The 11,676-nt window shown below is 63.4% G+C and carries 8 protein-coding genes; all 8 read right to left on the bottom strand.

Annotated elements, in window-relative coordinates:
- Positions 1–20: 20 nt before the first annotated feature.
- On the bottom strand, positions 21–590 hold the full coding sequence (locus ACVOLZ_RS04395; RefSeq protein ID WP_481515209.1) for a hypothetical protein: 570 nt from the start codon (positions 588–590) through the stop codon (positions 21–23).
- Positions 587–2,731, bottom strand: a complete 2,145-nt coding sequence (locus ACVOLZ_RS04390; protein ID WP_481515208.1) for a glycosyl transferase family protein — start codon at positions 2,729–2,731, stop codon at positions 587–589. The genes ACVOLZ_RS04395 and ACVOLZ_RS04390 overlap by 4 nt, the downstream gene beginning before the upstream one ends.
- 6 nt (positions 2,732–2,737) lie before the next feature.
- Entirely contained in the window at positions 2,738–4,954 is a 2,217-nt protein-coding gene (locus tag ACVOLZ_RS04385; RefSeq protein ID WP_481515207.1) for a cellulose biosynthesis cyclic di-GMP-binding regulatory protein BcsB, read from the bottom strand.
- The gene (gene wecB, locus ACVOLZ_RS04380; RefSeq protein WP_481515206.1) at positions 4,954–6,141 is read right to left on the bottom strand and encodes a non-hydrolyzing UDP-N-acetylglucosamine 2-epimerase; all 1,188 of its coding nucleotides are present in this window, start codon (positions 6,139–6,141) and stop codon (positions 4,954–4,956) included. The genes ACVOLZ_RS04385 and wecB overlap by 1 nt, the downstream gene beginning before the upstream one ends.
- A 169-nt stretch (positions 6,142–6,310) precedes the next feature.
- Positions 6,311–7,483: a nicotinate phosphoribosyltransferase gene (pncB, locus tag ACVOLZ_RS04375; protein WP_481515205.1), complete on the bottom strand. Its 1,173-nt coding sequence runs from the start codon at positions 7,481–7,483 to the stop codon at positions 6,311–6,313.
- Between the two features lie 248 nt (positions 7,484–7,731).
- Positions 7,732–8,565 carry a glycosyltransferase family 2 protein gene (locus ACVOLZ_RS04370; RefSeq protein ID WP_481515204.1) on the bottom strand — a complete coding sequence of 278 codons (834 nt, stop codon included), beginning with the start codon at positions 8,563–8,565 and terminating at the stop codon, positions 7,732–7,734.
- On the bottom strand, positions 8,562–9,431 hold the full coding sequence (locus tag ACVOLZ_RS04365; RefSeq protein ID WP_481515235.1) for a glycosyltransferase family 2 protein: 870 nt from the start codon (positions 9,429–9,431) through the stop codon (positions 8,562–8,564). Before ACVOLZ_RS04365 ends, ACVOLZ_RS04370 begins: the two co-directional genes overlap by 4 nt.
- Positions 9,428–11,668, bottom strand: coding sequence for a type II secretion system secretin GspD (gspD, locus tag ACVOLZ_RS04360; RefSeq protein WP_481515203.1), 2,241 nt, complete (start codon positions 11,666–11,668; stop codon positions 9,428–9,430). Before gspD ends, ACVOLZ_RS04365 begins: the two co-directional genes overlap by 4 nt.
- Positions 11,669–11,676: the final 8 nt, after the last annotated feature.

Below are 11,676 nucleotides of genomic sequence, written 5' to 3'. Positions count from 1 at the left end.
CCTGGCGACGTCGCAGCCGATCAACGCAGGGCCGACAAGGTCGTATCGTCCGGGAACGCGCTTACCGCTGCGGCTGCGGCATCCACGGCCGCATCCAACCTGTCCTGCTTCTCCAATGCGTACACCAGCAAAGTACGCAACGCGGCATTGTCAGCACCCAGCGTCATTGATTGCCGTGCAAGTGCGGCGGCCTGTTCGAACGCGCCGCTGTTATAGGCCTTGTACGCGGCGTCGCCGGCCTGCCAGGCTTGCTGCGCGCGATCGGCTTGCTTGTTGCGTGGTGCCGTATCACTCACCGCGGGTTTGGGTGCCTGCACGCGTGCCGGCGGCGCAGTCACGCCGCTGGCGGCGCGCTTGGCCTGCTCCGCAGTGCGCAGCAGGTCCTTGAGCGTGGCCAGGTCCGGCCGCAACCGCAGCGCTTCACGTGCCTGCCTGACGGCCTCGTCGTAGTCACCACGCGCATACGCTGCATAGGCCTGTTCGGCATTGCGATAGGCGGCGCCGGACAGCGGCAGTTCGTCGGCCATCGCCGGCGCGCAGGCACCGGCAAGCACGAGGACAACCAGGGGTTTCAACAGTTTCTTGCTCATGCCAGGAACACGTCCGGATGCAGACGTGCTTCGCGCGCACGTCGTTGTTGTTCTTCCACGGCGGTGGTGATGGCCTGCTCACTGGCCACGCCGCGGCGCACCAGGTAGTCACCAATACGGCCATCGCGGTGCGGCCGATACTCGTCCAGTGCGGCCTGGAAGTGTTCGCGCGTGATCAGCTTCATTTCCACCAGCAGATCACCGAGCAGCGGCACCGCGTCGATCCGGTAATCGGAACCACAGATCAGGCGCAGGCCAGCATTGATCTCGCTTTCGCGGGCGATGAACTGTTCAACACGCTCGACCTTTGCGGCTTTTGCCAATGCGTCCAGCACGTTGTCAGGCAGCGTGCTGGTCACGGCCAGGCGCAGGACCTCCGGTGTGACAACGGGCAGCGGCAATACACGCCATTGCACGCAGGCATCCACCGGCAGCAGGAAGTTCCCCTGCTGCAGATAGTCGACATCAATCGTGGCGCGCGGCAGGTCTTCCTGGAAGGAAATCGCCTCGGCCAGGGTTTCGTCATCCAGCCAGCCCTGCGCCACCAGGATGCGGCCCAGCGGTTGCTGGCGTCCCTCCTCCTGCTGGTCCAGCGCCTGCTGCAGCCGCTCCGGCTCCACCGCCTGCCAGACGCTTAGCAGTTCGCCCAAGCGCCGACGGATCTGCACCAGCTGGGTGTTGGTCGGGAAGTCATGCATTGTCTTGTCCCAGACCAGACGCTTGCCGAACAGCAGATAGCCGGCAAACAGGCGCCAGGCCCGGGCGGTGGCGGCGCAGTTGATGACATTGCCCACAATCATGCGCGGCACCGACATCACGGCGTGCTCCCAACCGTACAAGCGATTGACGAAGTACATCCGCTGCAGCACCCGCATCACCAATGCGCCGGTGGTGAACAAGGCAATGGCCATCGGCCAGGAGCCCGCCTGGAACACCGTGGGAAACTCCATCTGCCACACACCCGTCACCTTCAGCAGCCAGAACAGCATCAGCTGCGCAAACAGCAGATAGGCCAGGATGCTGACGAACGATGTGATGATGCCCTTGCGGTCACGCAGCAGCAGGTAGCGGTTGGCCAGGCTGCCGCCCCACCCCAGGGTCTCCCAGCTCTGCATGCCGATACCCAGCACCCAGCGCGCCTTCTGCCGATAGGCGGCGCGGAAGTTGTCGGGGAAGTATTCGCGTACGCACAAAGCCATGCTCAGCTTGCGCTCGCGCGCACCACCCCAGCCAAACCACGACGACGGGCGCCGCACCCGGAACTCCACCGGGAAGCGGGCAAAGATCGACTGCATGCCCATGCGCCCCAAGCGCGCGCCGATGTCGTAATCCTCGGTCAGGCTGTCGGTGTTGAACGGCTGGTTGTTGGTCTCGGCACTCAGGGCCAGCAGCGCCCTACGCGAAAAACAGGTGCCAACACCGGCCGAGGGCACGGTGCCTGACAGGCTTTCGCGCACCACCAGATCCTTGGCATGCCACTCGGCGAACTCATCCATGTAGGTGCCGGCCACAAGCTCATACCACTCGCGGTCCAGCGAGGTCACCGGCAGCTGGATCATGTCCTTGCGCGGCAGCAGGTAATTGTAGAAACGAAGCTCAAGCGGATGCAGCACATCCTCGCTGTCGTGCAGCACAACACCGGCAAACTCGATACCGTTGCGTTTTTCGTAATCGAAGATCGACAACACCAGCCAGTTCAGACAGTCGGCCTTGTTGGTCGGGCCGTCGTGCGGCACTTCCACCCGCTGCAGGCGACGGTAGCGCCGGCGCATGCGTTCGACTTCGGCAATGGTGTGGCTGTCATTGGGATAGGTACCGACAAATACGACGTACTCCTGGTAATCGAGTACGTCGATCATGTTCTCCACCATCTGCGCGATCACGTCGTACTCGGCCCAGGCCGGCACCATGATCGCAATCGGCTGCTGGTCGCGCGCGAGCAGATCCGTGGCCGACAGTGGGCGGTACGAGGATCGCTTGAGCACGGTCAACTTGCGCCACACGAGCCGCGTCCAGTACCACACGTCAATGAACAGATCGTCCAGGCTGGACAGCAGGATCAGCACGGCCAACACCAGCGCGGCTTTTTCAAGCCCCGCGTAGTAGTTGGCCAGCTGGATGTTCCAGTAGACGGAGTCCATGACCTATCAATGCACGTCGGTGAGCTTGCGACGGCTACGGATCTGCGCCACGCGTGCAGCCAGCAGCAGGAACACGATCACACCGATCAGCAGCAGCAACCACACCATGTGACGCTGCCAGGCAGGTTGCGGGTTGCCATCAACCGCCACGCGCACACCTTCCGGGTCGTCTCTGTCGAAATCCTGCACCAAGCCGCGGCCATCGAGCAGTGCCACCGAGCCGCGCATCAGCCGGAACGGCTCGGCGATGCTGGGAATGCGGTTACCCAGTTCACGGTAGATCACGCCCTGCTTGTCACTGTTGCCGGTCACCTCGACCAGGGCTGCGTTGTCCAGGCCAGCCAGGTCCAGCACGGTGTCGTCCTGCTTGCCGCTGATGCGCAGATGTCCACCGTCCACCACGGCAGCACTTTTGACGTCCTCGGGCTGCAGATTGAAGGCCAGGTAGGATTGGTCCTGCGACGGCAAGGACTTGCCTTTCACCACTTCCAGCGTGGCCCGCTCCACTGCTGCACCCACTGAATTACTGATACGGATCACGGTCTGCAGGGTGGTCGGTGCGTTCTGCAGCCACGCCTCCGGCACCAGCACCTTGTGTGCGCCGGACAGGTGCGCGGCAGCCCCCACGAAGTCCGCTGCGGTGCCGCGCTCGCCCATCACGATGTGGCTGCTGGGCAGCAACGACACCGGGTACGGCGTCGCCGGATCATGGCAGTGCGGCCGGGCCGGCTGGCGCAGGAACGACACCCGCACCTCGTTGCGTGCGGCAATCGCGTACAGCGGCACCTTGGCGGCAATGCGCTGCGGCTTGCCGTTGGTGTTGAGCACCGTTGCACCGAGCAGATAGTCGTTGAAGAAGATCGAGGCAACGGCACCTTGACCAGCGGCATTGGGGGCGCCGGAGACGTCGATGACCACCTGCAGCGGCAAGCGTCCCTCGCTGGAAAGCAGGCCCAGGTCGGCGTTGGCGGTGCGGTCGCTGCGGGCGATGATGTCCTGGGTGCCGGAGAAGGAGCCGAGACGATCCAGCAGCACCACACCCTTTTCGTTGACCAGCGGCTGCGCCTTGTTGACCTGCAGATTCTGGCCCAGTGCGTAGGCACGCCACTGCGCACCCAGCAGGCCAGCAACCTCGGCTGCGGCACCGGTACCCACCACCAGCACCGGCTGCCCAGCCACCACGCCGGCGCCGACATTGCGGCCTTCCACAGCGGTTTCCAGCGTGGACATGCTGCTCTTGCGCCAAGCGGCGAATGCCGCAGCGCCTTCGGCATCGGCACTGCCCACCTGCGTGGCCAGTGCATCCAGCGCGCGCTTGACCGCAGAGCGCAGTGCCGGGCTGGCGACGGCCACGTCCAGAGGTAAACCGCTGTTGCGGCCCAACGACAGCAGCGCGCCCACCTCGGCCTCGCTGCCGATCCGATGCTGCGCGTCACCTGCGGCCAGCGCTGCATAGGCCGGTACTGCCATCAAGCTGGCCGGCACCTGGGTACCACGCAGATCGATGCTGTCACCCACCTTGGGCAACGCCGTCACGGTCACCCGCTTGCCTGCTGACTCCAACACCGCGCCAACACGCCAGGCGGTGTCGTAGCTGGCAGCGTCCAACTGCCGCCCGTCCACCAGCAAGCGCACGCTGCGCGGCAGCGCGCTCCAGGCCTTGGCCACGGTATCGATGGCACGACCATCGAACTGATAACTGAAACGCGTATCCGGCCCGATCCGCAGGACGTTGGCCGGTGCGCTCTGGTCAGCACACTGGTAGTCCGACACGGTCGACCACCAACCCACACCGAAGCGCACAAAACCACTGGAACGCGGGAATCCATCAATGCCGATCAGCTGGCTCAGGTCGCCCTGCGGATCGGTGACGGTGCGCGCTGCCACCGCATCATCATCGATGCTCAACAGGTTGGAAGTGCGCCCCGGATGACCACGCAGGTAGCGTGCATCCAGCTGCAGCTGCGCGTTCTGGGTGGCGATGCCGGCCGGCACCGGCAGATAGATCTCACGCTGGTTGTCCTGGCCACGCAGACTGATGGGCTGGGTGAAGCCCAGGTCGCGCAAGGTCATGTTGCGCGATACAAGAGAACTGGCACTCCACTCCCGGAACTGGCCGCCTGCGGTATCGGCAGCAGACACCGGCAAAGCAATGCTCAATGCGAGCATAAGCAAAGGCAGAGTGACACCCTTGGTGCCAAGCTTACGTACGTAAAAGGTCATCAGGCACACTCGGTTTGGTTTGACGGGTTGCGCTTCTTGGATACTTCGGCAGATCCATCCGGGACGAACTCGCGATACGGCGCGTTGATCAACGCCGCAACGATGCGCTCGCTCGCCCCTCCATCGCCGTAGGGACTCAGATGGGGATCGAAACGAGCGACCCGCGCTGGCTGCGCCAAGGCCTGCCGGACCGCGCTGACGATGCGATCCGATGCGGTTCCCACCAAGGTAACCACCCCCATGGCGACAGCTTCGGGACGCTCGGTGACGTCGCGCATGACCAGCACCGGGCGGCCCAGTGCGGGCGCTTCTTCCTGCACGCCGCCCGAATCGGTGAGGATCACATCCGCACGCTGCATCAGTCGCACGAAGCTCAGGTAATCCTGCGGCGGCAGCAGATGGATGTTGTCCTTGCCTGCCAGATGGGCATGGACCGGCCCCTGCACGTTGGGATTCAAGTGAACCGGATAGACGATATCCAGATCGGGCTCAGCGGCGAGCGCGGACAAGGCGATGCAGATGTTGTTGAAGCCTTCACCGAAGCTCTCACGTCGATGACCGGTTACCAGAAGCACCCGGCGACCCGGCCGCAACGGCAGTCCCGCGTCGATCGAAGCCTGCAGTTCCAGATCGCCATCAAGTCGCTCAACGCTCAGCTTCAGCGCATCGATGACCGTATTTCCAGTAACGATGACCTGTCCGGCCGGGTTCTCCCTGACCAGATTCAGCCGCGAGCTCTCAGTCGGTGCAAACAGGTAGTCTGCGACCAGGTCAACGACACGACGATTCAATTCCTCTGGCCACGGCTTGTGCAGATCGCCAGTGCGTAGTCCGGCTTCGACATGGCCGATCCGGATACGCCGATGGAAAGCTGCCATCGCGGCGGTCATCGCCGTGGTTGTATCGCCATGGACCAGAACGAGATCAGGCTGAACCTTTGCGTACAGATCATCCAGTCGCTCGTACAAGCGAGCGCACAATCCGTTCAAGGTCTGATTGCCAGTCATCACATCCAGATCAACGTCCGGGACGATCTGGAAAAGCTCCAGAACCTGGTCCAGCATCGCTCGATGCTGTCCAGTGGTCGCAACGATTGATTCAACTCCCGGAGCGGCAGCTAGAGCTTGTACCAACGGCCCCATCTTGATCGCCTCAGGACGGGTACCAAACACCGACAAAATCCGCATTGCCCCCCCGGTCAAAACAACATCGTACCCACATGTACGTGGGCACAGATATTACACCGGTGTGCCGGGGATTTCCTTAAACTGAGACATTCATCACAAACGTAAGAGGAAACTATATGCGGCAGTAATTAATAATCACCTTGTGCACACCCTACGATAGGCATGCAACTCACTGATTTACCTGAAATACCTGACGCAGATAGGACAGATAGCCCGGATCATCACACATGCTCTTGCCAGGTGAGTCACTGAGCTTGGCCACGGGCTGGCCATTGCAGCGAACCATCTTGATGACGATGTTCAGCGGCGTCGGGCCCAGGTCATTGGTGAGATGGGTACCAACACCGAAGGCAACCTGGCAGCGGCCACGGAAGTGGTCATACAGCTGCATGACTTTCTCAATGTTCAAGCCATCGCTGAACACCAGCACTTTATTGATCGGGTCGACGCGATTGGCCTTGAAGTGGGCCAGCATGCGATCACCCCAGGTGAACGGGTCACCAGAGTCATGACGCACGCCATCAAACAGCTTGCAGAAATACATGTCGAAGTCGCGCAGGAATGCCTCCATTCCAACCACGTCGGACAGCGCAATGCCGAGGTCGCCGCGGTATTCGCGCGCCCACGACTCCAGCGCCGCCACCTGCGAGTCACGCAGGCGCGGCCCCAGCGCCTGGAAGGCCTGTAGATACTCATGCGCCATGGTGCCGTGCGGGGTCATGCCGTACATGCGCGCGAAGTACACGTTGCTGGTGCCGACAAACTGCGAGCCCAACGCATCACGCAGCATCGGCAGCATCCGCCCATGCCACTGCCGCGAGTAACGGCGGCGGCTGCCGTAATCGGCGATACGGCAATTCTCGAACCCGGCGCTATCGCGCAGCAGCGCGGTCTTTGCCTGCAGGCGGCGCTCGCCCTCGGCGAAATCAGCGGTGGTGGTATTGCGGAACCAGACTTCGTTGATGATTGCCAGCAACGGCACTTCAAACATGATGGTGTGCAGCCACGGGCCGGTGATGTCCAGCTCGATCTCGCCCGGCACCGCCTCCGATGCACGCAGGCTGATGTACTTGCGGTCCAGATGGAAAAGGCCCAGGAAGTCGGCGAAATCCGGCTTCACGAAGCGCAGCCCACGCATGTATTCCAACTCGTCGGCGGTGAAGCGCAGGCTGCACAGATGATCGATCTCGGTGTTGATCTCGTCCATGTACGCGGCCAGGTCAATCCCCGGCGTACGGCATTTGAACCGGTACTGGACGATGGCGCCCGGGTACTGGTGCAGCACCGCCTGCATCATCGTGAATTTGTAGAGGTCGGTGTCGAGCAGGGATTGGATGATCATGCGCTGCATTATGCGCTGGCTGCCGGCCCGGGTTCAGGCAGGCGCGGGAGCTTGTTCATGGTCTGTGGCAGGCGCAGGGGTTAGGGAAGGGATGGCGTTTGCTCGCAGACCAGAGCCCCCCTCCCCAACCCTCCCCTTGGCTACGCCAAAGGGAGGGAGCAATGCACGCTCCTACCCCTCCCTTGCGCACCGCGCAGGGGAGGGTTGGGGAGGGGTGCGCTTCAAGCCCACCAGCCCAGGGACAGAAGCTACTTCAGCAACAACCGAGGCACCTGCAACAACGCATGCGTCCAAATCGCGCACCACACCCCTGCCCTCACCGGCAGGCTGCGCTGGCTGGCTTCGAACTTGCGGAAGTAGCGCCACAGTCCTCGATGCTTGTGCCATTCAACAAAGAACGGCCGCGAGCGACTGGACACGCCACGTACATGCAGCACCTTCAGCTCATTGGCGATGGCCACCACCGCACCGGCCTGGCGCGCGCGTCGGCATAGATCCAGATCTTCGGCATGCAGCCGGTAGCCGTCATCCCAACCGTGCAGGCGATCGAACAAACCACGCGGCATCAGCAGCAAGGCACCCGACAAGGCCTGCACCTGCTGCAGCGGCGTGGAATGATCCGCCTCAACTGCCAAGCGCGAGCCCGCGCCCGGATTGCGCAGCATCGCGGCGAAGTCCGGGTCGCGCCGGCGCACGGCCGCATCGGCCACGCCGTTCTCGTCCACCTGTTCCACGCCAAGCAGACAATCGCCCAAGGGCTGGCCCAAGCGGCGCAGCTGCGACAAGGTCTGCGGCTCGACCATCAGATCCGGGTTGATGAAGGCCAGCCACGGCATATGACACTCACGCGCACCTTGGTTGCAGGCGCTGGCAAAACCGGGGTTGTCCGGATTGGCAATGAAACGCACCCGCGTGTCGGCCAGAGCGTGACGCTGTGCGATGGCCAGCGAGCCATCACGTGAAGCGTTGTCCACTACCCTGATCTCGGCCACATCCTCGGCCGCGCGCAGCCGCTGCAAGCATTCATCCAGCGTGCTCGCACTCTCGTAACTGACCACCACAACCGCAATCGAATCGCTCACACCGGCTCCGCGCCTGGAAGGGAACCACAGGCATCGAACAGGTCGGGCTGGGCTTGCGGCATTATCGCCTGCTCGCACAACTGCTGCAGTTGCTGGCGGTGCGCGTAAAGCGGGTCATTCATCAAGAATGCGGCCAGCCGCGCAGTCCATACCGGCCAGCGATTGGCCAGCACTTCCATGTCGCCATCGGCCGGCCGGCCTTCGCTCTGGCGCCCAACAAAGGCATTGTCACACAGCACATTGCGCCAACCCAGGCCGCTCATGCGCAGGCTCAGGTCTACCAGCGCGGCATACCACGAGCCGTAGCTGTGGATATCCAGACCGCCGGCACGGCGGCGCGCACTGCCGCGTATCAGCACCGCATGGGTGACAGCCGAGGGCAGCTCCGGCTGCAGCAGGGGCATTGCCGCCAAGGCCTGCAGCAACCGCGCGGGATCGGCAGGCATCGGATTGAGTTCACCGGCACGCGGCCACGATACGGCTTCACCGGCGTTGCTCCACGGCGTTGCGGTAGCGATGGAGGCATCACGCGCCAGACAGTCGCTGAGTTGCTGCAACCAACCCGCCGTCGGCAACGCATCGGGAGCCAGCACGGCCACGTCAGCATCGCCGCAGGCCTTCAGCATCTCGTCCAGATGCGCCGCCTCGCCGATCGGGCGCGGACGGCGCGTGTACTCGGCCTGCAGACGGGTGCTTGCAAGCCAATGTTCGATCACCACCTGCCCGCGCGGGCCACTCTGGCCATCATCGGCCAGCCACACCGGCGTACCTGCCGGTGTGTGCTTCTCCAATGCAGCCAGGCAGGCATCAAGCGCTGCATCATCCACGCCAACCGGTAACAGAATGACCGGCAGCGGCATGCTCAGCGCCCCTTGGGTGCGTTGATCGGATCCAGCGCACGGAACTTGCTGCCGTATTCGTCGGTGAGGTTACGCGCTTCCTGCGGGTTGCGAACGATGGTCGGGGTCAGCAACACGATTACTTCGCTGCGTCGACTGCTTTGGGTCTTGCGACCAAACAGGCCACCGATCACCGGCAGTCGGCTCAACCCGGGCAGACCGGATGAGCCCTTGGTGGCGCTGTCTTCGATCAGGCCGGCCAGCATCACCGTGTCACCGGCATTGACCGCCGCTTCGGTCTTCATGCGACGGGTGTTGATGCGCACGTTGCCGTTGTCATCAGGCTCTCCCTCAGGCGAACTGACTTCCTGCACGATGTCCAGGAACACCATGCCGTCACGGGTGACACGCGGACGCACCTTGAGGATGGTGCCGGTTTCAAGGTACTGCACCTGCGCGTACTGGTTGTCGCTGATGCCTGACACCGACACCGAATACACCGGGATCTTGCTGCCCACGTTCAAGGTAGCCACCGCGTTGTTGCGCACGAACAGCGACGGTGTCTGCAGCAGGCGGACATCGGTGACCTGGTCCAGCGCGGTGATCACCGCAGCAGCGTTCTTGCCGAGGAAGGTCCAGCTCAGACCACCACCACCCTTGCCGTCACCGGGAATCAGCGAGCCAGCGATATCACCCCAGATGCCGCGCCCGAGAGCTGACGGCAGGCCGGCGCCACCCTTGTCGACGGCGGCGTTGACTGCCTGCTCGAAGTACCAGTTGACGCCATAGCTCAGGTCGCCGCTCAAGGCGACCTCGGCAACCTGCGCCTCGATATGCACCTGCATCGGCATCACGTCGAGTTTTTCCACCACCTCGCGGATCGAACGCCATGCCTGCGGCGTGCTGCGCACCAACAAGGTATTGGTTTCCTCCACGGCGGAAACACCGACGCGGTCGCCTTCCACTTCCAGGGTCACGCTGCCATTGCCGGAACTGCGCTGCGGCAAGGCCATGCCCTCACCCATGCCGTTGTTGCTGCCGCTACCGCCGCCCACGCCATCGCTTTTGCCGAACGAACCGCCGCCATCGCCGAGGTTGTCGTCGGCGTTGGCCGAAGGATCGACGGTGCCCCCACCTTGCAGGTTGATCGCACTGGCGCCCGGGGCCAGCGAAGCCGCACCACCCTGCCCGCCGCGCGAACCGCTACCAGCGCCAAATACCTCGGCCAGCCGCTCTGCAAGGTCCTTGGCCTTGATGTACTTCAACTCATGCGAGAACAGACGGGCGCTGCCGCCGGCACTGTCAATTCGGTCCAGCCATTGCTGGATCTGGTCCAGATAACGCGCCTGCGGGGTGATCACCAGCACTGCGTTGGCGTTGTCCAGCGGCATGAAACGGAACATGCCGGCGCTGGGCGTCTTGCTGGCTTCGCCGAATACCTTCTCAAGATCATTGGCCACCTGCGAGGCACGCCCGGACTGGATCGGGAACACCCCCACCGACATGCCGGACAGCCAATCCACGTCGAAGATCTCGACCGTGCGCAGATAGTTTTCCAGCTCGCTGCGGGTGCCACCCAAGGTGATCACATTGCGCGAGCCGTCGACACCGACGATGGCATTGGGGCGCGCATAGGGCTCGAGCACCTTCTTCATCTCACTGGCCGAGATGTATTGCAACGGCACAACCCGTACTTCATAGCCGCGCGCGGCCGAGGCCGGTGCGGTACTCGGCGCGACCGTGCCTGCCAGCGACTGGTCGGCCGGCACCACGTTGTAGCGGCCACCGCTGTAGATCAGGCGGGCGTTGTTCCAGCCCAGCACCATCTCCAACAGGTTCAGCGCCTGCGCCGGTGACACCGGCTTGGGTGTGGCCAGGGTCACCGTGCCCTGCACCGTTGGGGCGATCACGTAGTTCTGGCCGAGCATGTCACCAAGGATGGCCTTGGTAACTGCCTGCACCGACTCGCCTTCAAAATTGAACACCGCCGTGCCGTTGCCAGCCGCGGTCAGGGCCGGCGCCGGTGCCGAGGCTGCCGCGCGATTGATCACCGTGCCATTGCCACGCCGGATCACCGCCCGGCCCTGATTGTCGTCGGGCTTGGGAGCCTCTTCGACGCTCAAGGGATTGGTACGAGCTGCCTCGCCGGGAGCCGGCATGCGTGTGTCCGGCGCAGCAGTGCGGCGGATGTCCGGCGCCGGCGTGGTGACGCAGCCACTCAAGGCACCGATCAGCAGGCTGGCTGCAACTATGCGTGATGTCATGCGTTCAC

The sequence above is a fragment of the Stenotrophomonas sp. STEN020 genome (genome assembly GCF_056760195.1).
The sequence above is the reverse complement of the archived record's forward strand: the minus strand, read 5'-3'. Positions and strand labels throughout refer to the sequence as shown.

Bases quoted from the DNA above. Each gene is read 5' to 3' on its own strand.
- ACVOLZ_RS04395 (WP_481515209.1), bottom strand. From the start codon at position 590: ATGAGCAAGAAACTGTTGAAACCCCTGGTTGTCCTCGTGCTTGCCGGT.
- ACVOLZ_RS04390 (WP_481515208.1), bottom strand. From the start codon at position 2,731: ATGGACTCCGTCTACTGGAACATCCAGCTGGCCAACTACTACGCGGGG.
- ACVOLZ_RS04385 (WP_481515207.1), bottom strand. From the start codon at position 4,954: ATGACCTTTTACGTACGTAAGCTTGGCACCAAGGGTGTCACTCTGCCT.
- wecB (WP_481515206.1), bottom strand. From the start codon at position 6,141: ATGCGGATTTTGTCGGTGTTTGGTACCCGTCCTGAGGCGATCAAGATG.
- pncB (WP_481515205.1), bottom strand. From the start codon at position 7,483: ATGATCATCCAATCCCTGCTCGACACCGACCTCTACAAATTCACGATG.
- gspD (WP_481515203.1), bottom strand. From the start codon at position 11,668: ATGACATCACGCATAGTTGCAGCCAGCCTGCTGATCGGTGCCTTGAGT.